This is a genomic window from Staphylococcus pseudintermedius (genome assembly GCF_001792775.2).
GTDB classification, from domain to species: domain Bacteria; phylum Bacillota; class Bacilli; order Staphylococcales; family Staphylococcaceae; genus Staphylococcus; species Staphylococcus pseudintermedius.
Genome location: NZ_MLGE02000004.1, coordinates 195,394 through 221,368 on the forward strand (window position 1 = coordinate 195,394; position 25,975 = coordinate 221,368).

26 protein-coding genes are annotated in these 25,975 nt (G+C 38.5%); 5 read left to right on the forward strand and 21 right to left on the reverse strand.

The genetic code is table 11. From position 1 onward, the window contains the following. Positions 1-112: 112 nt before the first annotated feature. The 12 genes from BJK46_RS04945 to zapA form a co-directional block, all read right to left on the reverse strand. Entirely contained in the window at positions 113-622 is a 510-nt protein-coding gene (locus BJK46_RS04945) for a YfcE family phosphodiesterase (protein WP_100040308.1), read from the reverse strand. Next, a complete protein-coding gene (locus BJK46_RS04950; protein ID WP_103263720.1) occupies positions 619-1,203 on the reverse strand; it encodes an XTP/dITP diphosphatase in 585 nt (194 codons plus the stop codon). The genes BJK46_RS04945 and BJK46_RS04950 overlap by 4 nt, the downstream gene beginning before the upstream one ends. 11 nt (positions 1,204-1,214) lie before the next feature. After that, positions 1,215-2,012 carry a glutamate racemase gene (gene racE / locus BJK46_RS04955; RefSeq protein WP_014614199.1) on the reverse strand — a complete coding sequence of 266 codons (798 nt, stop codon included), beginning with the start codon at positions 2,010-2,012 and terminating at the stop codon, positions 1,215-1,217. A gap of 250 nt (positions 2,013-2,262) precedes the next feature. Further along, complete coding sequence (sdhB, locus tag BJK46_RS04960) at positions 2,263-3,078, reverse strand: succinate dehydrogenase iron-sulfur subunit (protein ID WP_014614200.1); 816 nt, start codon at positions 3,076-3,078, stop codon at positions 2,263-2,265. Beyond that, on the reverse strand, positions 3,078-4,844 hold the full coding sequence (sdhA, locus tag BJK46_RS04965) for a succinate dehydrogenase flavoprotein subunit (protein ID WP_014614201.1): 1,767 nt from the start codon (positions 4,842-4,844) through the stop codon (positions 3,078-3,080). The genes sdhB and sdhA overlap by 1 nt, the downstream gene beginning before the upstream one ends. A 32-nt stretch (positions 4,845-4,876) precedes the next feature. Next, the gene (locus BJK46_RS04970; protein ID WP_014614202.1) at positions 4,877-5,488 is read right to left on the reverse strand and encodes a succinate dehydrogenase cytochrome b558 subunit; all 612 of its coding nucleotides are present in this window, start codon (positions 5,486-5,488) and stop codon (positions 4,877-4,879) included. A 164-nt stretch (positions 5,489-5,652) separates the two neighbouring features. Continuing rightward, a complete protein-coding gene (uvrC, locus tag BJK46_RS04975; protein WP_014614203.1) occupies positions 5,653-7,440 on the reverse strand; it encodes an excinuclease ABC subunit UvrC in 1,788 nt (595 codons plus the stop codon). A gap of 265 nt (positions 7,441-7,705) precedes the next feature. Continuing rightward, a complete protein-coding gene (trxA, locus tag BJK46_RS04980) occupies positions 7,706-8,020 on the reverse strand; it encodes a thioredoxin (RefSeq protein WP_014614204.1) in 315 nt (104 codons plus the stop codon). Positions 8,021-8,098: 78 nt separating this feature from the next. Then, positions 8,099-10,447 (reverse strand): endonuclease MutS2, encoded by a 2,349-nt coding sequence (locus BJK46_RS04985; protein WP_014614205.1) that lies wholly within the window; start codon positions 10,445-10,447, stop codon positions 8,099-8,101. A gap of 15 nt (positions 10,448-10,462) precedes the next feature. Beyond that, the gene (polX, locus tag BJK46_RS04990) at positions 10,463-12,172 is read right to left on the reverse strand and encodes a DNA polymerase/3'-5' exonuclease PolX (RefSeq protein ID WP_014614206.1); all 1,710 of its coding nucleotides are present in this window, start codon (positions 12,170-12,172) and stop codon (positions 10,463-10,465) included. 72 nt (positions 12,173-12,244) lie between these two features. Further along, entirely contained in the window at positions 12,245-12,766 is a 522-nt protein-coding gene (locus BJK46_RS04995; protein WP_037543270.1) for a CvpA family protein, read from the reverse strand. Position 12,767: 1 nt separating this feature from the next. Then, positions 12,768-13,034, reverse strand: a complete 267-nt coding sequence (gene zapA / locus BJK46_RS05000; protein ID WP_014614208.1) for a cell division protein ZapA — start codon at positions 13,032-13,034, stop codon at positions 12,768-12,770. 142 nt (positions 13,035-13,176) lie between these two features. Here zapA and rnhC point away from each other — a divergent pair, with 142 nt between their 5' ends. Together rnhC and merB are read left to right on the forward strand one after the other, a co-directional pair. Beyond that, complete coding sequence (rnhC, locus tag BJK46_RS05005) at positions 13,177-14,115, forward strand: ribonuclease HIII (protein ID WP_101485286.1); 939 nt, start codon at positions 13,177-13,179, stop codon at positions 14,113-14,115. A 791-nt stretch (positions 14,116-14,906) separates the two neighbouring features. Continuing rightward, positions 14,907-15,500, forward strand: a complete 594-nt coding sequence (gene merB, locus BJK46_RS05010; protein ID WP_063278841.1) for an organomercurial lyase — start codon at positions 14,907-14,909, stop codon at positions 15,498-15,500. 111 nt (positions 15,501-15,611) lie between these two features. Here merB and pheT read toward each other — a convergent pair whose 3' ends face one another. The 5 genes from pheT to BJK46_RS05035 all read right to left on the reverse strand — a co-directional run bounded on the left by pheT (position 15,612) and on the right by BJK46_RS05035 (position 21,111). Next, positions 15,612-18,017 carry a phenylalanine--tRNA ligase subunit beta gene (pheT, locus tag BJK46_RS05015; protein ID WP_065354414.1) on the reverse strand — a complete coding sequence of 802 codons (2,406 nt, stop codon included), beginning with the start codon at positions 18,015-18,017 and terminating at the stop codon, positions 15,612-15,614. Continuing rightward, positions 18,004-19,074 (reverse strand): phenylalanine--tRNA ligase subunit alpha, encoded by a 1,071-nt coding sequence (pheS, locus tag BJK46_RS05020; RefSeq protein WP_014614212.1) that lies wholly within the window; start codon positions 19,072-19,074, stop codon positions 18,004-18,006. The genes pheT and pheS overlap by 14 nt, the downstream gene beginning before the upstream one ends. A gap of 407 nt (positions 19,075-19,481) precedes the next feature. Then, complete coding sequence (locus tag BJK46_RS05025; RefSeq protein ID WP_096535819.1) at positions 19,482-20,228, reverse strand: TrmH family RNA methyltransferase; 747 nt, start codon at positions 20,226-20,228, stop codon at positions 19,482-19,484. 113 nt (positions 20,229-20,341) lie between these two features. Then, a complete protein-coding gene (gene rpmF, locus BJK46_RS05030; protein ID WP_103263521.1) occupies positions 20,342-20,515 on the reverse strand; it encodes a 50S ribosomal protein L32 in 174 nt (57 codons plus the stop codon). A 56-nt stretch (positions 20,516-20,571) separates the two neighbouring features. Further along, positions 20,572-21,111 (reverse strand): YceD family protein, encoded by a 540-nt coding sequence (locus BJK46_RS05035; RefSeq protein ID WP_014614215.1) that lies wholly within the window; start codon positions 21,109-21,111, stop codon positions 20,572-20,574. Positions 21,112-21,237: 126 nt separating this feature from the next. Here BJK46_RS05035 and BJK46_RS05040 point away from each other — a divergent pair, with 126 nt between their 5' ends. Beyond that, complete coding sequence (locus tag BJK46_RS05040) at positions 21,238-22,374, forward strand: nucleotidyltransferase (RefSeq protein ID WP_014614216.1); 1,137 nt, start codon at positions 21,238-21,240, stop codon at positions 22,372-22,374. A 333-nt stretch (positions 22,375-22,707) separates the two neighbouring features. Here the strand turns inward: BJK46_RS05040 and coaD are convergent, their stop codons facing one another. Continuing rightward, positions 22,708-23,199 carry a pantetheine-phosphate adenylyltransferase gene (gene coaD, locus BJK46_RS05045; RefSeq protein ID WP_014614217.1) on the reverse strand — a complete coding sequence of 164 codons (492 nt, stop codon included), beginning with the start codon at positions 23,197-23,199 and terminating at the stop codon, positions 22,708-22,710. Continuing rightward, the gene (gene rsmD / locus BJK46_RS05050; RefSeq protein ID WP_014614218.1) at positions 23,192-23,743 is read right to left on the reverse strand and encodes a 16S rRNA (guanine(966)-N(2))-methyltransferase RsmD; all 552 of its coding nucleotides are present in this window, start codon (positions 23,741-23,743) and stop codon (positions 23,192-23,194) included. Before rsmD ends, coaD begins: the two co-directional genes overlap by 8 nt. 62 nt (positions 23,744-23,805) lie before the next feature. Here rsmD and BJK46_RS05055 point away from each other — a divergent pair, with 62 nt between their 5' ends. After that, on the forward strand, positions 23,806-24,195 hold the full coding sequence (locus BJK46_RS05055) for a DUF7147 family protein (protein WP_037543286.1): 390 nt from the start codon (positions 23,806-23,808) through the stop codon (positions 24,193-24,195). A 2-nt stretch (positions 24,196-24,197) separates the two neighbouring features. Here BJK46_RS05055 and BJK46_RS05060 read toward each other — a convergent pair whose 3' ends face one another. Further along, positions 24,198-24,443: a YlbG family protein gene (locus BJK46_RS05060; protein ID WP_014614220.1), complete on the reverse strand. Its 246-nt coding sequence runs from the start codon at positions 24,441-24,443 to the stop codon at positions 24,198-24,200. A 93-nt stretch (positions 24,444-24,536) separates the two neighbouring features. Between BJK46_RS05060 and BJK46_RS05065 the strand changes: the two genes are divergently transcribed. Next, positions 24,537-25,463 (forward strand): glycerophosphodiester phosphodiesterase family protein, encoded by a 927-nt coding sequence (locus BJK46_RS05065; RefSeq protein ID WP_103263522.1) that lies wholly within the window; start codon positions 24,537-24,539, stop codon positions 25,461-25,463. A 70-nt stretch (positions 25,464-25,533) separates the two neighbouring features. Here BJK46_RS05065 and BJK46_RS05070 read toward each other — a convergent pair whose 3' ends face one another. Next, positions 25,534-25,974 carry a YlbF/YmcA family competence regulator gene (locus BJK46_RS05070; RefSeq protein ID WP_019165903.1) on the reverse strand — a complete coding sequence of 147 codons (441 nt, stop codon included), beginning with the start codon at positions 25,972-25,974 and terminating at the stop codon, positions 25,534-25,536. Position 25,975: the final 1 nt, after the last annotated feature.

Consider the following 25,975-nt stretch of genomic DNA (forward strand, 5'->3'; position numbering starts at 1 on the left):
CACCCTACTACGTTTCATTTCATATGAATCGTTAGTAGGGTGGCTTTGTTTTCATCAATTAAAAAGCAATACAGTGATAGGTCTGAATCCCAAAACTGTACTGCTCAATGATTTATTCCTCTATTTGAAATGTCACTTTATCGATGATGTCATGGTGACGATTGCGGAAATTCACAAAACTGTCTGTACCCTCTAGTATAATTTCAGCATACGTTTCTTCAATGTCGCTCCGTGATTGTGAAATACTTCCCGGATTGATCACATGTACACCATGAATTTGTTCATATTTTGCGACATGTGTGTGACCATACAAGGCAATGACTGCTTCATGTGCAATTGCGGCTTGTGCAAGTTGTTGACGTGAACTGTTAACACCATAGAGATGTCCATGCGCGAAAAATATACGATGACTACCAACCGATGTGACTTGATTGTCAGGAAATTCAGGATAAAAGTCCATATTCCCTTTCACACGTAGGAATAGACTTAACTCTGTGTCATCATATTTAAATTCTGAATCACCTAAATGAAAAAATGCATCTGCGTCTTCATGTTGTTGGTACACATCATATAAAATACCTGTTTCTGAATGATTGTCACTCAGGACGATAAGCTTTTTCATTTCCCCTCACCCTCAATATATGCTTTTAATTGGTCAATGGCTTTACGACGATGACTGATTTCTGATTTTTCTTCGGCAGTCAGTTGGGCCATTGTTTTTTGGCGTTCAGGAATTAAGAAAATCGGATCATATCCAAAACCATTCTCACCAATTTGACTTAACGTGATTTCTCCTTCAACCGTGCCTTTAAACGTTGTTGTTTCTCCAGTTGCTGTCGTCATACTAATCACACATACAAAACGGGCTGCACGGTTCTCTTCATTTTCTAATCCTTTAAGCACTTTTTCAATATTCGCTTCGTCACTTTTTTGTACCCCTGCATAACGTGCTGAATAGACGCCGGGTTCGCCGTTCAATGTAGCAACTTCTAAGCCACTATCATCAGCAATCACCGTTGCATTCAGTAACTTTGCGGCTGCCTCTGATTTCAAGCGGGCATTTTCTTCAAATGTCGTGCCTGTTTCTTCAACATCAAAATCTTCAATCATCTCGTTGATTCCAATGACATTGTCTTCAGAAAAAATGACTTTAAAATCATTAATTTTCCCTTGATTTGATGATGCAATGACGATATCTGCCATATCTACCTCTCCTATCCTAGCTGAATTCTTTCAACTTCAGCGTCTATTTTGAGCCACTCTTGAATAATATAAGTCATATGACGTACTTCACCGTTCGCAAAAAAGCGATGTTTTGGCTGAGGCGTGTAGTGCGCATGTTCATGACTAAATGTAAGGAGTGCACTGACCTCTCTCGCTGTTTCTAACCCTGATGAAATAACGGTTTTCGTCTTTCCAAAGTAATCAAATATCGGTTGATAGAGTAACGGATAATGTGTACATCCTAAAATGACCGTATCTGCTTCTGTTTGACGCCAACTTTTCAATGTTTGGTGAATTACGATATTTGTAATCGTCGGGTCTTTGTACTTCATCTCTTCTACTAATGGTACAAACCCTGGACATGCCACACCGTATACATCGACATGCGGGTTAATTTTTTTAATATGCGTACGATAAGCTTCTGATTTAATCGTTCCTTCTGTACCAAGTACGAGGACATTTTGATTTTTAGTCGTCATAATTGCTGTTCTCGCACCGGGTTCAATAACGCCGATAACTGGAATTTTCAACTGTTCTTGTAAGGGCTCCAATGCAACAGCTGTTGCCGTATTACATGCGATGACAAGCATTTTTATATCATACTGTACTAAATAATTGGCCATTTCGATTGTAAATTTTTTAACTTCCTCTTGATCTCGAGGACCGTATGGGCAACGAGCGACATCCCCTAAATAATAAATGGTTTCATTGGGGAGTTGTCTCATAATTTCTTTTGCTACTGTGAGTCCCCCGACCCCTGAATCCATAACTCCAATTGGTCTATCCATCTCTTTCATCCTATTCGTGTTCATTATTGCTTTTTATTTTATCACATCTAATATGAAGTTGAACAATCTGACATTCCGTAAAACTACACTGAAAGATACCATTTTAAATATTTATTGATATTCATTACACTCATAATAGGATATATATTGATATATGATTGACTCTTCTTTTACACACTTGTATACGAAATTGACTTTTTTCATAAAAATAACGCATGCTCTATTAAGAACATGCGCCATTTTAATATACTTATTCTACTTCATGATCAGAACCAAAGAATGATTTGAACATATGGAATGATGTTTCACGGTTCATCGCTGCAATAGAAGTTGTCAACGGAATACCTTTCGGACAAGCTTGCACACAATTTTGTGAGTTACCACAAGCTTGTAAACCACCTTGATCCATTAACGCATCTAAACGTTCGTCTTTTGTCATTGCACCAGTCGGATGTAAGTTAAACAAACGCACTTGAGAAATGGCTTGAGCACCGACGAAACTATTGGTTTTTGTGACGTTTGGACATACTTCTAAACATACCCCACATGTCATACATTTTGATAATTCGTAAGCTGTTTGACGTTTTTTTTCTGGCATACGTGGACCAGGACCTAAGTCATACGTACCATCAATCGGCACCCATGCTTTCATACGTTTCAAGTTGTCAAACATACGCGTACGATCTACTTGTAAGTCGCGAATGACTGGGAATGTCGTCATCGGTTCAAGACGAATCGGTTGTTCTAATTGATCGATAATCGCTGAACATGATTGACGGGCTTTACCATTAATGACCATTGAACATGCACCACAGACCTCTTCTAAACAGTTCATATCCCATGTTACCGGTGTTGTTTTTTCACCTTTTGTATTGATTGGGTTACGACGAATTTCCATTAATGCTGCGATGACATTCATATTTTCACGATAAGGAATTTCAAAAGATTCTTCATATGGTGATGAATTTTGATCCTTTTGTCGTTTAATAATTAACTTAATTGTTTTATTTGAAGTGCTATTTTGAACTTGTTGTGATGTTTGTTGTTTCTCTTGTGTTTCTGCCATTATTTTTTACCCCCTTTTGACTTACTTGTGTAGTCACGTTTACGAGGTGGGATTAAGCTGACATCAACAGGTTTGTACGTAAATGCTGGTGGTGCATCTGGCCCTTTATATTCAGCTAATGTGTGTTTTAACCACTCATCGTCATTTCTTTCTGGGAATTCCGGCTTATAGTGCGCACCACGAGATTCATTACGATTATAAGCACCGATTGTGATTACGCGCGCCAACACAAGCATGTTCCACAATTGACGTGTGAAGAATACAGCTTGGTTACTCCATTGCGATGTATCTTCCATATCAATATCTTGGTAACGTTTCATCAATTCAACAATTTTCTTGTCAGTTTCTAACAATTTGTCATTATGACGAACAACCGTCACATTCGCAGTCATAATTTCACCAAGTTCACGATGCAATTTATATGCATTTTCAGAACCTTTCATGTTTAACAACTTGTCAAAACGTGCTTGTTCTTCATCCACACGTTTTTGATACATGCTATCATCCATGTCAACGTAAGATTTTTCAATGTTTTCTACATATTTCACAGCATTAGGTCCTGCAACAGTACCACCATAAATAGCTGATAATAATGAGTTGGCACCTAAACGGTTACCCCCATGTTGTGAGAAATCACATTCCCCTGCCGCAAATAAACCATCAATGTTCGTCATTTGATCATAATCTACATAAAGACCACCCATTGAGTAGTGTACTGCTGGGAAGATTTTCATTGGTACTTTACGTGGATCGTCACCTGTGAATTTTTCGTAAATTTCGATGATACCCCCTAATTTTACATCTAATTCATGTGGATCTTTGTGTGATAAGTCAAGGTATACCATGTTTTCACCGTTAATACCGAGCTTTTGATTCACACAAACATCGAAAATTTCTCGTGTCGCAATATCACGAGGAACGAGGTTACCATAATCAGGATACTTCTCTTCTAAGAAATACCAAGGCTTACCGTCTTTATACGTCCAAATACGGCCACCTTCACCACGTGCTGATTCACTCATTAAACGTAATTTATCGTCACCAGGAATTGCTGTTGGGTGAATTTGGATAAACTCACCGTTACCATATTTTACCCCTTGTTGATATACGATAGATGCAGCTGATCCTGTATTGATCATAGAGTTTGTCGTTTTACCAAAAATAATACCTGGACCACCAGTTGCCATAATCACTGCATCAGAACCGAAAGATTGAATTTCAGAAGTTGTGATGTTTTGCGCAACAATACCACGCGCCGCATTTTCATCATCTTTAACGATACCTAAAAATTCCCATCCTTCATATTTCGTCACAAGTCCATCCACTTCATAACTACGCACTTGTTCATCTAATGCATATAATAATTGTTGACCTGTTGTCGCACCAGCGAATGCAGTTCTGTGATGTAATGTTCCACCGAAACGACGGAAATCGATAAGTCCTTCAGCTGTACGGTTAAACATGACACCCATGCGGTCTAATAAATGGATGATTTGTGGTGCTGCTTCAGTCATTGCTTTAACAGGCGGTTGATCCGCTAAGAAGTCCCCACCGTAAACAGTGTCATCAAAATGAACCCACGGAGAGTCACCTTCACCTTTTGTATTTACCGCTCCGTTAATACCGCCCTGTGCACATACTGAGTGAGAGCGTTTTACTGGAACAATTGAGAACAAATCAACATGTGCCCCTTGCTCCGCTGCTTTAATTGTTGACATTAAACCGGCAAGACCGCCTCCGACAACAATAATTTTCTTCTCTGCCATAGAATTGTCACTCCCCTGAAATGATTAAACGTTTATACGAAAGCTAAAATTGCACTTACACCGATATAAGAAATCACAAGGAAGATGACAAGGGATACCCAAGTGAATACCTTTTGTGATTTTGGTGATTGCAAAATGCCCCAAGTTACTAAAAATGACCATAAACCATTAGAGAAATGGAATACGACCGCAATGATACATATGATGTAGAACACTAACCAAATCGGATTCGATACGATATCATGTACCATATCGTAGTTCACTTCTTGACCAAAAAACTTTTGAATACGTGTTTGCCACATGTGAATCATTACGAAAATAAACGTTAAAATGCCCGAAATACGTTGAAACAAGAACATCCAATTTCGCATATACGAATGATGCCCGATGTTGTGGCTCGCTGTAAACGCGATATGTACGCCATAGACTGCATGATACAAAATTGGAATATAAATCATGATAATCTCTAAAGCATATAAAAATGGTAGCGACTCCATCATGCTTGCCGCCTTATTAAATGCTTCCACCCCTTGAGTTGCTTGATGGTTAACCAATAAGTGAACGAGTAAAAAGCCACCTAACGGAATGACACCAAGTAAAGAATGTAAACGTCTAAGGTAGAATTGGTTCTTTGAATGTGCCAAAGGAAGTCCCCCCTGCGATACTATTAATTTTTTTGATTTCTTTTTGTAATTGACTATCGAGAAAACGTTTGCATATCATATAAAAAAAAGAAATCAACTCTCTATTATTGTAACATTAATTGTGACAAATTTGGGTATGAGAATGATTCTCATACCAAATTTATCTAGCCTTCCTCTTGTAATGCTTTAAAAAGGACCTCCGCCGTTTTTTTCGGCAATCCCGCTTCTTGTAGTGTCTCTACAGATGCTTCACGCATTTTTTTTATTGAACCAAATGTACGCAATAATTTTGTTTTCCGCTTTGGCCCGATGCCTTCAACTTGATCTAAAATCGAACGCAATCCCGTCTTTTGTCGTGTTTGACGATGAAAAGTAATCGCGAATCGGTGCACTTCATCTTGAATGCGTTGTAATAAATAGAACGCTTGACTATTTTTCTTTAATGGGACGACTTGCGCAGTTTCTCCATATAACAATTCTGAAGTTTGGTGTTTATCATTTTTTGCAAGTCCTGCAATTGGAATGTCTAGACCAAGTTCATTTTCAAGGACATCTGCCACACTCGACATATGACCTTTCCCACCGTCAACAATGATTAAGTCTGGCAACGGTAACCCTTCATTCAACACACGTGTGTATCGGCGACGTACGGCTTCTTGCATTGATTTATAATCATCTGGTCCTTCAACAGATTTAATCTTATATTTACGATACCCTTTTTTATCTGGTTTCCCGTCCACAAAGCTAACCATTGCTGAAACCGGATCCACACCTTGGATATTGGAGTTATCGAAGGCTTCAATACGAATCGGTATCTGTATTCCCATCGCATCAGCAAGTTGTTCAATTGCTTTTACCGTACGGGATTCATCACGCGCAATCAGTTCAAATTTATTCTCTAATGATATACGTGCATTTTTATTGGCCATATCGACCAATTGCTTTTTCTGTCCACGTTGCGGTGTGACGATGTTTGTATCCACAACAGTATGCACCATTTCTACATCTAGCTGTTTCGGAATATGCACTTCTTTAGGTAGAAAATGTTGATTTAGCTGATAAAATTGTCCGATAAAAGTATAAAACTCTTCTTCAGGCGTTTGTTGTAACGGAAACATTGTTGCTTCACGTTCAATCAAATTCCCTTGTCGAATAAAGAATACTTGAATACACATCCAACCTTTATCGACGTGATAACCAAATACATCTCGCACCGTTTGATCGACAGACATAATTTTTTGTTTTTTCGTCAAATTATTCACGTGTTGAATTAAATCGCGATACTCTTTCGCTTGTTCAAACTCTAGATTTTCACTCGCCTTAATCATTTTTTCTTCTAAATTTTTTAAAATCGTTTTGTCTTCACCATTCAAAAAATCAGTAATTTCTTTCGTCATGCGTCCATATTCTTCTTGCTGAACGGGATAAACACATGGTCCTAAACATTGCCCAATATGATAATACAAGCATAAACGGTCCGGCATTTTATCACATTTTCGAAATGGATAAATCCGATCTAATAACTTTTTCGTTTCATGTGCAGAGTAGGCATTCGGATAAGGACCAAAATATTTTCCGCTTCCTTTACGCACTGTTCGCGTCACAATCAATTTTGGATGACGTTCTTTCGTGATTTTTATAAACGGATAACTTTTGTCATCTTTAAGTAAAATATTATAGCGCGGTTGATATTTTTTAATTAAATTCAGCTCAAGCAACAATGATTCCGTTTCACTTGAAGTGACGATATATTCAAAATCAACAATCTCTCGAACTAAACGTGTCGTCTTTGTATCATGTGCGCCTGTAAAATAAGAACGCACACGATTGCGTAGCTTTTTCGCTTTGCCAACATAGATGACTTGGTTTTGCCGGTCTTTCATTAAATAGCAGCCCGGCTCCATTGGTAACACACCTAACTTTTGTTTAATTCGACTTTGGGTCTCCTCCATGCATCATTCACCTTCTTTACATCTCCTACCTTAAACAAGCTCATTTTCAAATAACACCATCATCATTATAAACAACGAAAAGGAGTGAAACGAACATCATCGCAATACTTCAATGACTGTTTCACTCCCGCAACGGTGATTCACTTCATATTTACAAGCACGCGGAGTCACTTATCACCGACTGCGCTTTCCATTTAATAAAATAACTGTAATTTGATACTCTAACTATTTAAATTCATTTATTTTTATAAAAGTGAATATGAGATTATACGTGTTTATCTAATACTTGTGCTAAGTTTTCTTTTGGTTGGAATCCAACAACTTTGTCCACGGGTTGACCGTCTTTAAATACGATTAATGTTGGAATACTCATTACTTCAAATTTTGCTGCTGTTGCTTGGTTTTGGTCAACATCTAATTTTAAAATGTCAGCTTTACCTTCGTAGTCAACTGCTAAGTCTTCTAATACAGGTGCAATCATTTTACATGGGCCACACCAAGTTGCCCAAAAGTCTACTAACTTAACACCTGATTGAATTTGTTCGTCAAAATTGGAATCTTTCACTTCTATTATTGCCATAGGAAGTTTCCTCCTTAAATATCGTTTGATGTTAAAATTATAACAAATTGTATGCATGATTTCATTATCATTGCTCAATTATTTCAATGTTGCGACTGTAACACCAAATCCACCTTCACTTGGCATGCCGCCTCTGTACGTAGCCACACTTTTATGACGTTTCAAATGTTGTTGCACGCCTTTTTGTAATGCTCCCGTCCCTTTACCATGAATAATGTAAACATCTTCATAATTACTGAGCACAGCTTGATCGAGATACTGATCAAGTGCCACCATCGCTTCATCATAACGATAGCCTCTTAAATCCAGTTCCATTTTTACAGTAGAACGATTCGTACGTGTGACCACTTTTTTCGGTTGCTCTTTAGCCTTTTCTTTTTTCTCAAGGTCACTTAATGGTAATTTCATTTTAATAATGCCCATTTGAACGACCGCTTCTTCATCACTCAATACTTCAAGCACTTCTCCTTTTTGACCGTAAGAAAGCACCTTGACTTCGTCGCCTGCTTTAATTTCATCCCATTTTTGCTTTTGCACATTTTGTTTAATGGATTTCGCTTCATATTGATCTTCTAGGCGTTTACGTTGATCAATGAGCTCATGTTCTTTCACTTCTGCACCTTTTTGATCGCGCATATCACGTAATGATTTCAAAATATCATCCGCTTCTTCCATCGCTGCTTTGACACGCTGATTCGCCTTATCTTTTGCTTCTTCAATTAAACGGGATTCCATGTTTTGATATTGTTCATATGCACGTGATAAGTCGTTATGAATTTGTGAAGCTTCACGGACCAGTCGATCAAGTTCAATACGCTGATCATCCACACGTTTCGCATTTTTTTCGAGTGACGCAATCATTTCATTAATTTCTTGTTCATCTTGACCGATCATAGATTTCGCATGATTAATGATTTTCAAGCCGAGACCTAAACGTTTCGAAATATCAAACGCATTTGAACGTCCTGGCACACCCATTAAAAGCTTGTAAGTCGGGCTTAACGTATCCACATCAAATTCCACACTTGCATTCATGACACCTTCACGATTGTAACTGTATGCTTTCAATTCAGGATAGTGCGTCGTGGCCATAACAAGCGCGCCCATACCGTGCACGTGATCTAAAATGCTCATCGCAAGGGCCGCACCTTCACTTGGATCAGTCCCAGCACCAAGCTCATCAAATAAAATCAAGCTCTTATCATTGGCTTCTTCTAAAATATTTACAATCGTTTTCATATGAGACGAAAATGTAGACAATGATTGTTCAATCGACTGTTCATCGCCAATGTCACAAAAGACGTTGTCAAACACGCTCAACTGGCTGCCATCTAGTGTTGGAATTAACAAACCAGACTGTGCCATTAGAATAATTAAGCCTAATGTTTTTAATGTGACTGTTTTACCACCTGTATTCGGACCGGTAATAATAACAGTTTGAATAGAAGACTCAAATTCAATCGTATTCGCTACAACTGTGTCTCGGTCCAACAACGGGTGAAATGCTTTCGGTAAATACACTTGGCGCTCTACTGCAAATGTCGGCTTCGTCCCTTTAATTTTAGCAGCATAACGCGCTTTACCAATCAGAAAATCTAAATGCCCCATCACTTGTTCAGAAATCAAACATGCTTCTGCTTCTTCTGCTACTTCGGCCGTTAACTCAGCAAGTATGCGTTGAACTTCCGTTGCTTCCTCACTGCGTAAACGACTAATTTGATTGTTCAACTCGACGACTGCAGAAGGTTCGATATAAAGTGTTTGACCTGAAGCAGATTGATCATGCACAATCCCGTTAAAATCTTGGCGATATTCTGCACGTACAGGAATTACATTGCGCTCATTTCTCACTGTCACAATGGCATCGGATAACTTTTTCTGATTACTTGTCGACTTCACCATACGATCTAATTGTGCACGAACACGTTGATTCGTTTTAGCAATCCGACTCCGAATCGACTGTAACTCCATACTTGCAGAATCGAATAAGTCTTGCGTATCACATTTTTGATGAATCGATTGGTATAAATGCGTTAATACAGGTAATTGCTGCATCTGCCCATCTAAAATCTCATAATTGACCGTTTCTTCATCTTCAACAAGTTGGTTATAAAATGTTTTAAACTGGTTTTGAACTTGAATTAACGTTTTAATCGCATTCAGTTCTTGCACATTCAATGTCCCACCAATTTGCGAACGCTTAATATACGGTTGCACGCGTGACAAACCGCTCATACTTGGCAAACGATATTGATTATAGATTCGTGAAATTTCGTCCACTTCATCCATTTGATGGACGACCGTCTCATAATCAGACGATGGCGCTAATTGTTTTACTTTTTCAATCGCTAAATCACTGATGACCTCTTGCTCAATCAATGACTTCACTTTATTAAATTCCAATATTTCTAACGTTTTTTGTTTCATCCAATCCCTCAATTTCTATTCAACAGATTTGGGTTGCGTAATAAATTGTTTAAATGCTTGTCGAGACATCGCATTCACCACGTCCTCTTTTTTGACGAAGCCTTTTTGTGCTGTAGCGATACCATAATTCATAAAGTTGAGATGGTCGACATGGTGCGCATCTGTATTAATCGTTACTTTCAAACCTGGATTTTGTCGTAACACTTCCGCACTTAAATCTAAACGTTTCGGGTTCGCATTGATTTCAAGCACGGTCCCTGTTTCGCGACAGAGCTCAATCAACTTCGTCATATTCGGCGCATAACCATCACGACGCCCAATAATTCGACCAGTCGGATGTGCAATATGACGTACATAAGGATTGCGACATGCGGCTTCTAATCGCTTCATAATCTCTTCTTCCGATTGATTGAAACTTTGATGAATCGCCGCAATGACATAATCGAGTTGAGCGAGCACTTCATCATCGTAATCTAATCGACCATCAGGCAAAATATCCATTTCCGTACCTGAATAAATATCAATTTCTGGGTACGCTTGGTTTAATTTTTTAATCTCTTCATTTTGTTTCAATAAACGGTCCACAGACAAACCATTCGCCACACGTAAGCTTTGTGAATGGTCTGTAATACACATGAATTGGTAGCCTTTTTCGATATTTGCTTCTACCATTTCTCTTAATGAAAACGCACCATCACTCGCAGTCGTATGCATATGAATATCCCCATTAATATCATCGAGTGTGACAATTTCTGATAAATCTTTATCAAATTCTGTACCATCTTCGCGCATACTTGGCGCCATCCATTTCACACCAAAATGTTCATAAATCGCCGCTTCACTATCGAATTGTAACAAAGAGCCATCCGGTTGTTCGATGCCGTATTCACTTACTTTTTCGTTCGTTTGTTTCGCAATTTGACGTATTCGAATATTATGCTCTTTAGAACCTGTAAAATGTTGCAATGTATGATAGAATGCAGCAGGTTCAATTAGGCGAAAGTCCACACCAATCGTTTCATCATCAAAAGCCAGTTCCAGAGATACTTTCGTTTTTCCTACAGCAACCTCTTCCACTTTTTCAGGTATCGCTAACAATTGTTGTTGAACTTCAAGCGGATCATTTGTACTAATAATATAGTCTAAATCTTTACTCATTTCTTTCTTACGACGAAAACTGCCTGCAACTTCAAAACGTTCAATCGCTTCTATCGACTGTAGATGTTTTGTAATCAGCGTGTTTAATCCTTTCATCGTGTCGATTGGGTACGCATCTTTTTTCGCACCTAACTCACGAATGGCTTCTAAATATTTTTCTTCAGTCTTCTTACCAAAGCCGTCTAATGCACTTATTTCATGGTTTTCAGCCGCTTTTTGAAATGAATCTTTATCCGTAATATTGAGTTCTTGATAGAGTCGTGCAATCCGTTTACTGCCGAGCCCTTTAATTTTCAATAATGGAATTAATCCACTTGGCACTTCTTTTTTTAAAGCATTCAATGTAGGTGAGTCACCTGTTTCTAAAAATGTGTTGATGACTTCGCCTACACCTTTACCAATATTTTTTAATTCTGTTACATCATCAATTTGATCCATTGTGCGTTCATCTGCTTCTAAACTTTGGACAGCTTTACGATATGCAGAGACTTTGAACGCATTTTCTCCCTTTAACTCCATATAAGTCGCGATTTCTTCTAATAAACGAATAACATCTTTCTTAGTCATCTCATCACCTCATTAAAAAAGAGGGTGAAACCATGTGACAACACATATCCGTCTCAGCCTCATTCGTCTGTTTTATTTCAAATTCAATGTAAATTCTGATAAAAATGGAATGCCGTTAATAAACCATTGAGCCACTTGTGATTGTGCAAGTGCATATTGCATCATCTCATTCGGATACAATGCTGTGACATAACAAGTAAAATGGATAAAAATGATGCCCGAACAACAAGCGAGACATGCGCCTATAATTCTACTGGACCATCCGAGGCGTTGCAATGCAAACACACCATTAAAGCTGCCAATCACAAAATACAGCATCGTTTTTACAATCATCACGAGCAACAGGAATACGATGACATAATTGAATCGCACTTCTGGTTGCGCAATATCCATAGCAAATTGGGTATCGTATGCGACAGTTCGTGGATAAGGAATAAACAACCTAAAATAATGACTGAGTGGTTGATAAAATTGAGCTGCAACCCACAAAGAAAAAAATGTACTTCCCAAATGCAACGCACTGACATTCCAACCTCTATGAAATCCTGTCATTGCAAAAAGCAGTAAGACAATGATAATAAATAGTAGATACACATTAGTGTCCTCTATGTTTTAAACGTTGAATTTCTTCTCGTAACAGTGCATTCTCTTCTTCTAATAACACGAGTTCATGCATCACATTGACCGCAGTTAGTACAGCTTTGCGCACAGAATCCAGTCCTGCGTTTCTACGTCCCAACTCTCGAATTTTACCATCGACTAAGTCAGCGACATAACGAATGCGTTCAGGGTCATCTTCCCCTAAAATCGTATAGTTTTGATCATTAATCGTTACATTGATTCGGTTTTTAAACTCAGCCATTTCACTCACCTAGCCTTATTATCTTTTTGTTTGATCATGGTACATTATACACGAGTTAGGCTTATTTGTGTATCATTCATTGTTCCCGTCTTATCGATTCTATGTTACCATTTTAAAGTAAAAATAGAAGAGAGGGTATTGGATGACAAATATTGTTAAAAAGTTAAATGAAAACGAAATTGAACAACTTTTAAAGCACCTTCATCCCGACACGCAAGATCTCCCTACTGGCATGCGCGCACGGGCGAAATATGAAGGGGTCACGATCAGTATTTACAATTCACAAAAAGTCATGTTTCAAGGTAAAAATGCAGAAGCGTTATGGCGTAAACTGATTGACCACTCTGAAAGGAAGTCCCCTGCGAAGTCGAAATCGAAAAAGAAATCCGTCACATCGACACAGTACATTCGTTACAATACACATAGTTGTATCGGCAGTGATGAGGCAGGTAGCGGTGATTATTTCGGACCATTAACAGTATGTGCGTGTTACGTTTCTGCACAGCATATTCCTATATTGAAAGAATTAGGTGTAGATGATTCCAAACGTTTAACTGATAAAAAAATTGTTGCCTTGGCTGAGCAACTTGTTACATTTTTACCTCATTCTTTACTCGTATTGGATAACCCAAAATATAATGAACGCAAACAATTAGGCTGGTCACAAGTTAAAATGAAGGCTGTTTTACATAATGAATGTATTAAGAATGTATTGAAAAAAGTGGATGCAACTGAAGTGGATTATATTGTTATTGATCAGTTTGCGAAACAAGAGGTTTATGAACATTATGCGCTAGGTGCGATTCCAGAACGTCAGAAAACGCAATTTGAGACGAAGGGTGAGTCGAAATCTTTGGCGATTGCGGCGGCGAGTATCATTTCACGGTATGCGTTTGTGAAACATATGGATCAGTTGTCGAAGCGTTACCGTATGGAAATTTTGAAAGGGGCGAGTCATAAGGTAGATGTGACTGCGGCAAAGGTGATTGAGAAGTATGGGATTGAGGTGCTTGATGGAATGAGTAAAAGTCACTTTAGTAATCGAAATAAAGCGTTGGCACTGGTGAATTCAAAGCGTTAATTGGGGTTATGAACACTTGTTCACAGTAGGCGTTGCAACCTTAGATTGCTTGAATCGCGCTGCGCTTTCCTAGGGGCTGGCCCTTCAACTCAATTCGGCTTAATTAAAATAGATACTTATTCGAGGCCGAATTGGATTTTGGGAGCAGTACAGAAATCTTATGTGTAACAAAGATTTCGTTGTACTGCCCCCGCAAGGCTGACTAGACTTCTCAAAAGCATGCGCATTGAGAAGTCAAACAGCTACTGCGTTAAACGGTAGCCACTTTTAAAGTAAAGATGTGACTGCTAGCAGTATGCACGCGTCCCCTCAGGAGTCTTGCGCGATTCTTGCAATCTTTGGTACTTTTCTGTTTTTTCGACATGTGGATAACTCTAATCCTTACCCCTTTGATTCACTGTGCAGCTGGTTTTCTTTCGGTTACTATTTTTCTCAACCTACACTACTTTTTCTATTGCAGATACCCTCTCTTTTATTGTATATGATCCGTGCCTTCTACACCTTCTTGATTTTTGAGTCATGTTTATATTTGTCGGTGCTTTTCTGTTTTTGCGACATGTTGATGACTTTAATACTTACCTCTTTGATTCACTGTGTATCTGGTTTGCTTTCGAATACTATAATCATTGATTCACTTTTACGTTTTGATAGACGATTTTTCAATTTTATTCATTTCTGCTTTTTGCGTATCAAAATTTATACTTTCTTTGCTCGTTTGGACGTTTATATTTTACTTCAAAGTGTGTTTCCATATATAATAAATCGAAATAATTACGATTTGAGGGATTGACTTGAATTTTACCCAGGGTTTAACTGAAGCAGAGAATGACTCAAGACTTGAGATGATTCACTATATTTGCGACAACCCAGAAACACCTCTTAAAGTAAAGCCTGAATATCAAACACTCATCAACAAAAATGTTGTGGTTGCCGAAAATGGTGAATTGATTTCTATTTATCCGATTTCACTTAAAGCAACGAATAAAAAAGTATACACAAATCAAAATACGTCGCCAGTATTTGCAATGTGTGCGATTGATGCGATAGGTGTGCATTATACGATTCATTCGAATATCACGATTGAGAGTGAAGACGAGTTGATGCACACACCCATCCACCTTGAAATGAAAGACGGACATATCATCAATCGAAATGAACACGACATTTTTGTTTTATACAAAGATGTGCTAAAAAAAGAAAATTGCAATGTTGACTGTTGTCCTTATATTCACTTTTTTACAAGCGAGCAAAATGCCCTAGAATATCTTAAACAAGTTCAATATACGGGACCTTATCAAATATTAAATTTAGATGAAGCGAATGAAACAGCAAAGGCATTATTTCGATATCAGCCAGTGGAATGTGGTCGCTGTTGTCAATCATGACATGTACAGTTAAGGTTATCATTTGAAATACATCAATTTTCGATATAACGAGACAACTCAAAAAACACCAAGTAACTTCAATCGTTACTTGGTGTTCCCTGTTATCGTTTTTTATCCACGTAATGTTGCACCTTGTGCTTCTAACACTGCAAGAATCGCTTGATGAACTTTTGTCACTTGTTCTTCTGTTAATGTATTATTTTCATCTAAGTAAGTTAAACGAATGGCTACTGATTTTTTGCCTGGTTCCATATGTTCACCTTCATAAACATCAAATACACGGGCATCTTTTAAAATTGCACCACCATTTTGATGAATCGTATGAACAAGGCTTGCGGCACGTACTTCTGACGCTACAACAAGTGCAATGTCACGTGTCACGCCCGGAAATTTCGGAATCGGTTGATAGTTAATATAACCGACTGACTGTTGCATGATTTTTTCGTAATTGAGTTCAAAAACATACGCACGGCCTAAATCATATGTTTTCGCTACAGTTGGATGTAATTCCCCGATAAAACCAATCGCTTCACCATTTAACGTCACTGCTGCAGTACGACCTGGGTGAAGACCATCGATTTGGGTTGTTCCATATTCAAAACGTAATGCGAGTTGGTCAGCAATACGTTCGACAATACCTTTCACAAGATAAAAATCAACCACTTCTTTTTTACCTTGCCATGGATTAGATACATATTCTCCTGTCATAATCCCACTTAAATATTCCACTTGTTCTGGTAATGTTTGGCCTTCTTGACCGAAAAAGACATTTCCTATTTCATAAAGTGCAATATCTTGATTTTTACGCGCAACGTTATATTGCGTTGCGTCAATTAAATGTGGAATTAAGCTTTGACGTAATGTTGAATGGGCCTCACTCATCGGCATCAACAGTTCAACCGTTTGATGCGTTGTTGTTGTAAATGCGGTTGCACGTTCACGATCCACTAATGAATACGTAATCGCTTGTGATAAACCCGCACCTTCTAATGTACGTTTCACGACACGTGTTTTACGTTGACGGTCAGTCAGTGCACCACTTGTTACATCTTCAAATACTGGTAACGTCGATGGAATGTTATCGTAACCGTAAATACGTGCAATTTCTTCAATTAGATCCGCTTCAATCGTAATATCGCGACGACGCGATGGGACTTTTACATGAATGTCGTTATTCGTAATTTCAGTGTTAAAGCCAAGTTGTTCAAATACACGCACGATATCCGCTTCTGTCAAATCAAAGCCGACTGTACGATTTACTTTATCTGCTGTAATCGTAATATCTGTGACTAATGCACCTAAATCACCGTCTGTCACACGGCCGTCTAACACTTGACCTTGTGCCAATGTTTCAAGTAAGAAACATGCACGATCAACAGCTTCATCTAAAAATTCAGTCGCAATGCCTTTTTCGAAACGACTTGATGATTCGCTACGTAAGTTTAAACGACGTGATGTATGACGAATCGCAACTGGGTTGAAAATCGCCCCTTCAACGATAACATTTTTAGTTTCTGGTGTTACTTCAGAGAAATCGCCACCCATCACACCACCAAGTGCAATCGGTTGTTGACCATTGGTAATGACGATATCGCTTGATAATAATTCGCGTTCTTGATCATCTAAAGTTGTCATTTTTTCATTTTCATGAGCGAGTCGAACGACAATATCGTTTGACCCAATGTGATCTTTGTCAAACATGTGCAATGGTTGACCGTATTCTAACATGACATAGTTTGAAATATCGACAACGTTATTAATTGGACGAATGCCTGCCTTCATTAAACGCGCTTGCATCCATTCGGGTGACGGTGCGATTTGGACATTTTCAACGACGCGTGCACTGTAGTATGGAACTTGTGTCGTATCTTCAACTTTGACCGTCAATGTTTCATGCGCTGCTTTCGGCTGTGCTGTCACTGTTGTTTCTGGTTTGCGAACTTGCTTATCGTACAAGGCAGCTGCCTCGTAAGCTGTTCCAATCATACTTAATGCATCAGAACGGTTCGGTGTTAAATCAAATTCCATCATTTGATCATCTAAATATAACGCTTTTAATGCATCTGTGCCTGGTTCAATAGCAGTCGCAAATTGATAAATGCCATCTTCAAACTTTTTCGGTACAACATTGCTTGGCAGACCGATTTCTTGAAGCGAACAAATCATACCTTCAGATACTTGGCCACGTAATTTAGCACGTTTAATTTTAATACCGCCTGGTAAACGACCGCCTACTTTTGCGACGATGACTGTTTGACCTGCACCTACGTTCGGCGCACCACAAACAATTTGTACAGGGGTCTCTTCACCGATATTCACTTGGCAAATGTTAAGTTTATCTGCATCTGGATGTGGTGCAATTTCTTCAACATAACCGACCACTAAATTTTTAATCTCTTTCGTAAAGTCTTGAATATCATCAACTTCAATTCCTGTACGCGTAATACGTTCCGCCAACGCCTCAATTGAAACATCTAAATCGACATATGTTTCTAACCATTCTTTAGATATTAACATGTTGTTCACCTCTATCTTCTACTGCTTTAAATTGATTTAAGAAACGGATATCGTTCGTATAGAAATGACGGATATCTTCAATACCATATTTCAACATCGCGATACGATCAGGCCCCATTCCAAACGCAAAACCTGAATATTTTTTCGAATCAAAGCCTGCCATTTCAAGTACGTTCGGATGTACCATACCTGCTCCTAAAATTTCAATCCAGCCAGTATGTTTACACACGTTACAGCCTTTACCCTTACATTTAAAACATGACACGTCAACTTCCACAGACGGTTCAGTAAATGGGAAATAACTTGGACGTAAACGAATTTCACGATCTGCACCAAACAGTGATTTCGCTAATAATTCGAGTGTTCCTTTTAAATCACTCATTTTAATGTTTTCGTCGACCACGAGCCCTTCGATTTGTGTAAATTGATGACTATGTGTCGCGTCGTCAGAGTCACGTCGATACACTTTACCCGGGCAAATGATTTTCACTGGGCCTTGACCATTACGTTGCTCCATTGTACGCGCTTGTACGGGTGACGTATGAGTACGTAACAATACTTCTTCAGTAATGTAAAAACTATCCTGCATATCGCGCGCTGGATGTGATTTCGGTAAGTTGAGTGCTTCGAAGTTGTAGTAATCTTGTTCCACTTCAAATCCTGTCACAATTTCATAACCTAAACCTAAAAATAAGTCTTCAATTTCTTCAACTGTACGTGTTAAAGGATGTTGTGCTCCCGTTGCGACTGTACGCCCTGGTAATGTCACATCGATCGACTCTTCTGCTAATTGTTGATTTAATTGTGCTTCAGCAAGTAGCGTTTGACGTTCAGCAACCGCCCCTTCAATCGCTTGACGCACTTCATTGACTCTTTGGCCATATGCAGGTCTGTCTTCTTTCGGCAAGTCTTTCATTTGTTTCATCAGACCTGTCACTTGACCTTTTTTACCTAAATATTTGACCTTAACATCTTGTAACGCTTTTTCATCTTGTGCTTGTTCAATATCAGTCATTGCTTCATTTTTGATTTGAATCATTGCTTCATTCTGCACCATTGTCATTCCTCCTTTAATTCTTTAACGCCATTCATACTGAAACCTCTTTATCGCACTTCATTTTGTCAACTGTCGGATATGTCTTTTGCCCTCAATCACAGCGCACACAAATAAAAAAGACTCCGCCCGCACTATTGGGACGAAATCTCTTCCGTGGTACCACCCAGTTTTATGTATCCAAGACACATACACTCTGAATTCATATTGATAACGGATTTTACTTCCGACTTAAATCTCTTTAAGTAGCTAAAAAGGTGAAAAAAACTATGTAGATTGAGTCCAACTCACAGTTTATGCCAGACCTCCCTGAACAATCTCGATAATAGTTTACGTCTTTTTATCAGCAGTTTGTTGAATTGTTAATACGTCTATTATATACATGCGTTCATCAAGGGTCAACCCAAAGTCTAACCCTTTAAATAAAACATTAAAATCCCTGCAGCGACGGCAACATTTAAACTCTCAGCTTGTCCATAAATTGGAATAATCAAGTTTTGTGTCGTATGCGCTAATAAATCCATCGCGACACCTTCCCCTTCATTGCCGAGGATGAGTGCAAATGTATCTTGTTGGCTAGCGACTTGATGATACGTCGTTGCATCTTGGAGCGCAGTCCCATATATTGGTCCTTTAAACGATGACATCCAAGCTGACATGTCATCTACATATTGAATTGGAATGTGAAAGACGCTACCTTGACTAGCACGTAATACTTTATCTTGGTAGACATCAGCAGTTCCTTTCGTCATCACTATTAAGTCTAACCCTGCTGCATCAGCCGTACGAATCATCGTGCCGAGGTTACCTGGGTCTTGAATACGATCTAAAATTAACACTTGTTTTGCTGCAGTGACATCAACTTGCGGCTTTTCAATGATTGCAAATATCCCTTGAGGTGTGACAGTTCCTGATAATGTTTCAGCGACTTTTTGCGTAATTTCGTATACTTCCTCTGCCGCTTCAATGAGTTCTGTCGGCACACGGCTCGGCTCAATCATAAACAATTGCGTCACCTTAATTTGACTTTCGACCGCTTCTTCAATTAAATGAAATCCTTCTAGAATTGCAAGCCCTTGCTTATCGCGTTCTTTTTTCTTTTTTAATTTATTGTAATTTTTAATTTTAGGATTTTGTATCGATGTAATAGCTTCCATTTTGGGTTCATCTCATTTCATCTTATGTTCATGTACTGCTCAAAAAATAGGACTGGAACAGTGATTGTTCCAGTCCTATTTTACATTAATATCCAGTTACTGTAAAAAGTCTATTATTTAGAAACGACTTCTTCACCTTTGTATGAACCACAGTTTGGACATACACGGTGAGATAATTTTAATTCACCACAGTTTGGGCATTCTTGCATGCCTGGTATTGCTAATTTAAAATGTGTACGGCGTTTGTTTTTTCTTGTTTTAGAAGTTCTTCTTTTTGGTACTGCCATGGTTAGTTCATCCTCCCTTTTATTCGATTCATTTGACGCATCGTAGTTCAAAAAACTTAGCGTGCATGATTACTATCATCGTATAATTGTTGTAATTTCTGAAGCCTTGGATCGACATTCACATGTGATTCATCTTGAGATGGGTCGTTATCCAAATTATCTTCGTCAATAACTTCCCAACCTTGACCACCAGTAAGCATTTGATCGCTGTCATCCGCAACGACACGCATTGGTTTCTCAAGCATAACAATCTCTTCGGCAATTTCACGAAGATCAATCATACCATTAGTGACAAGATGATAATGTTCATCGTCCTCATCCTCATACAAACCATCTAAATCAAACACTTCCGTTGTTGTTGCATCCAACGGCACATCTACAGGCACTAACGTACGCGCGCACGCCATCTTATATTGCCCAGTTAAATGCATTGTCGCAACAACCTCATTCGATTTAACAATCAACTCACCCTCGATATCAATCGGTGACAAGTCTAATAGATCCAAGTTTTGAATCAGATGGTTAAACGTTACGGTCTGATTAAATTTAAAAGGTTGTCCTTGGTATTTTCTCAATTGTGTTATTGACCACTTCATATGGCTTCACCTCTAACAAGCACAAAATTTATTTTAACTATTGATAGTTAAGTTGTCAAGATTTTTTCTTAACATCTTAAGTTCTGATACAATATTCATAATGAGACACGAAAGGACAGAATGCAAATGAAAAGTGTCGCAATGATTACAGAGTATCACCCTTTTCATCACGGCCATCTCTATCATGCGCAACAAAGTAAAAAACTTTCTCAAAGTGACGTTGCAATTGCCATCATGAGTGGCCAATTTATGATGCGTGGGTTGCCCGCGATGTACAACAAATTTAAACGTGCACAAATGGCTACAGTAGGTGTTGATTTAGTAGTCGAAATGCCATTAGTCGGCTCACTATCATCGAGTGACATTTTCGCTCAAACCGGTGTTAAAGTAGCAGACTATTTACAAACTGATGTGTTAAGTTTCGGAAGTGAAAGCGGTGACCTATCACAATTAGAGCACGCCGCGCAACAACTTATTCAACTCGAGCAAACATCCGCTTTTCAAACAGCAATCAAATCAGGGAAAAGTTATGCCAGAATCGCAGCGGAAACATTGCAAAGCGACCTATTAAGTACACCGAATAACATTTTGGCTATCGCCTACTTGAAGCAATTGCACTTACAACGCAGTAGCATGCAACCGATGACCGTAACGCGTGCACACGCCCAACACCACGATTCCGAAATGCATCACACCTCCATCGCGAGTGGTACAGCGATTCGCGAAGGCATCATGAGTGGCGATCGGACATGGCAAAAAATGGTACCTGAACAAAACATACCTTTAATGACCATCCCATTTCACGATCAACAGCGTTTATTCGATTTGATTAAATTTGCGATTTTGCAACATACACCTGAAACATTAAAGCAAATTTATACGATGAGTGAAGGTTTTGAAAATCGTTTATACCGTGCAGCGTTGTCAGCAACAGATTACACAACTTTTATGCACGCATTAAAAACGAAGCGTTATACTTATACCCATATTCAACGTATTTTAATGAATGTGTTGTTGCATTTTCAATATGCTGATGTTACCGAAGACGTCCATGCCGTAAGAGTATTGGCAATGACGCCTCAAGGGCAACGCTACTTGAAATATTTAAAAGTACATTTTCCAGAACGCCGCATCGTCACATCGATTCATCGTGAGACGGCAAAGCTATTTCCAAACGAAGTGAAAGCAACAAATATTTATAACGTTTTAACGGGCGATACTATGACCGACTTTAATACACCTGTGTATATTCGCAAGCGTTAAATCATTAAAATATCATGCTGCCTTAAATATGTTTTATTTTCGGCATCAACTTCAACTATTTTAATTCGGACTGTCAACGCATTGTATTCTAAAATCTTAAGAAAAGGGCTAGAGGCAAAAAATATTTTTCACCTAGCCCTTCCTAATATATATCAATCGTATTAGCATAATCAAAATCCAAACTTATTTTGGCACAATACATTTGATAGTGATGACAATTTGACCTTTTACCGAATAAGATCTTAATGATGTCTCACCATCTTTTTAATGCTTAATTAACCGTATACTTCTATTGTTTTCTCAAAAGCAATATCTGGGTCATTCGTTTCCATTTTACTTATCAAGCTTAAACTTTTTCAACAACGCCTCTTCTACATGTTTCGGCACAAATTCAGAAATATCCGCATCATACTGTGCGACTTCCTTCACCATACTCGAACTAATGAAGGAATAGTCTGTCGAACTCATCATATATAAGGTTTCTACTTTGTCATTCAACTTTTTATTCATTGAAGTAATTCTCAACTCATATTCAAAGTCACTGACCGCACGCAATCCACGAATGATCGTTGTTGCACCAATTTCGTCACAAAAATCTACTAATAAGCCACTGAAGGAATGCACATACACATTCGGTAAATGCGCGACGGACTTTTCAATTAATTCCAAGCGTTCCTCCACTGTAAACGTCCCTTTTTTACTACTGTTTCGTAATACACAGACGTGCAATTCATCAAAACGGTCGGCACTTCTTTCAACGATATCGATATGTCCTTTTGTAATAGGGTCAAAACTTCCAGGAATAACAGCTTTCGTATTAACCATGACTTTCTCCTTTTTTCAAAACACAAGTGTCAGTTAAACCATAGTGATAGCGTTTGACTTCTTCAAAAAGTGAAGTATCAATGGATTCACGATGGCTATACTCACACACGATGATACCATTTTGCTTTAATAAATCAAATTGATGAATACTTTTCAGCGCTTCATCAATTAATCCTTTTTCGTATGGTGGATCAAGAAAAATTAAATCGAACTGAATTTCTCGTTTATTCAACGCTTTTAACGCACGGTCTGCATTATTTTTATATACTTCAGCTTGATGTGTTAAGTCTAACTTTTTTAAATTGTGTTGAATTACTTTAACAGCACGGATGTTTTGATCGACGAAAATGACTTTGTCCATCCCTCGAGAAAGTGCTTCAATGCCTAAACTGCCACTTCCAGCAAACAAATCAAGCCCCAGCCCTTCAACTGTATGTAAACTATTAAAAATACCTTCCTTCACTTTGTCCATCGTCGGTCTCGTATTGCGCCCTTCCAATGTTTCGAGTGATTTACTTTTATGTTTTCCTGCGATGACACGCATGTTTTTACACTTCCAATCCGATTTCATTTTTAATATACTTTGTTTTAAGAGGAGGAACCCAAATGCAACAATCTTTTATCGTTTTAGGACACGGATTGACGGATCTGTACGAATTTAAAACGCTCATTGAATATAATCATGAACGTATCGATCGCATCGTCTTTTTCCATACACCAAAGTCCACACATCAATTGACATCTGTGGCGATCATTATGCAGCCTACTGAAGGGCGTAAGTTTCAAGCCATGTATATCATGTTAGATGCCTTGCGTTATCCTTATCCCGAAAGCAATCGTAAATATGAGCTCATTCAATCATATGCAGCACCCTACCATATCGAAATGGTCGGTGTAGATGTCCATGCACCCGATGACTATCCTGAGCTTGATTTATACTTTAACTATTTAAAAAGTGTATTACGCTTGCAACATTGGATTCCCGCACTGGAATAAGGTTATTCATTTGCTTCTTTTGGATATTCTTGTTTCAAATCTTTATAAGGTGAGCCGACCACGCGAATGACATATTTCAGTTTCATCAGGCGCGTCACCACATCGTCAATATCCTTTTGATTCACATACATCGATACGTATTTTTGTTGTGAATTCGTATAGACAATGTGACCATATTTTCGAATATGACGTTCATGCTTCATGTTTTTAAGATAAATAATTATATTTTCACGTTGTATGATATCCATTTTTTCACCTCGAATTTCACATTATTATCGTACCATGTGCCGCTAACTACGGAAAGCATAAGTATCACTTTATTCTATAGGAGGTATTAGACTATGACACGCAAATCGCAAATTTTAAAAGGAATGCTATTCGGTGCTGTTTCCATGGTGACTGGTGCCGTATTACTTCAAAAGACTACAAAAACACCTACACTTCGAACGATACCGTCATTTTTTAGTGGCCAAGCGCCTTACCTATTCAGTCATCGTGGTGGCATGGGTGAACGTCCTGAGTCAACTGCACTGGCATTTGATTATTCTGTGCAGATGCAATTGACTGGTTTCGAAACAGATATTCGTATTTCTAAAGACGAACAAGTGATTGTCTTTCACGATGCTGAAGTGGATCGTACAACAAATGGTTCTGGGCCCGTTAGCGCACATACACTTGATGCATTGAAAGCGTTAGATGCGGGTTACCATTTTAAAGATATTAACGGCGACCGTCCTTACCAAAATCACCCAGATGCAAAAATTTTAACAATGGGTGAGCTTTTGTCGCGTTACCCTGAACAACTTGTGAATATTGATATTAAAGATCATCCAGATAGCTATGAAGGACAAATTGCTGCTCAACGCTTATACGATGTCATTGTACAACATGAAGCTAAATCACGGGTACTCGTCACAAGTTTTTATCGCGAACAAATTGAACGTTTCCATAAAATTAGCCAAGGAACTGTAGCAATTGGGGCAAGCCAAGCTGAAGTGACAGAGGGCATTTTAAAACTTTATTCAGGGTTGAAACACTTTTATCACGGAAAAGCGCAAACATTCCAAATGCCAACACACTTCCATGGTATTCCGCTCGTTCAACCGAAGCTGATTCAATGGTTGAACAACACGAATCGAATGCCGGGCTATTATGACGTTAATAGTGTCGATTTAATGCACCATCTTGTGTCGCTAGGTGTGCATACTATCGTGACAGATCGCCCATCACTCGGTCGTCAGTTTCTCACTGCCTATCGCCAACAATAGCCTTAATACAGTGAAGTGGTTAGGATAATATTTCCTAACCACTTTTATGATATATTCAATTTTCATTTACTTAAACTCGGCATTGACACGTCGCACCTGTAGCACATCCCCCACCTGTCGTTAACGCTTCAAACAACGGCGTTCCCGCATCGATTTTGACATGCTCTGATACGCTTGTCGCAATCATCGTAACAATCTCATCCAATAATTGTTGAAGTGCCGTTTCACTTTGCTTAAATGCGACAACAGTATCATGCATTTCATATTCCCGCTTCAGTCGTCTCGTCGTTAGCATCACTTCTTGATAATCAGGGTGATAACGTCCAAATCGTTGCACTTCATCATAATTAATCTTACTTTTCAAAAACTGACCATATAATCGTTGTGCTTCTCGATCTTCCACTAAAGCTTGTTTTGCTTTTTGATAAGTAATAAACAAATCAGATTGGCGAATTTGATCGGCTAAGTCATCGGTTTGATCAAGTACTTGCATCAACGGTTCATCGTACATG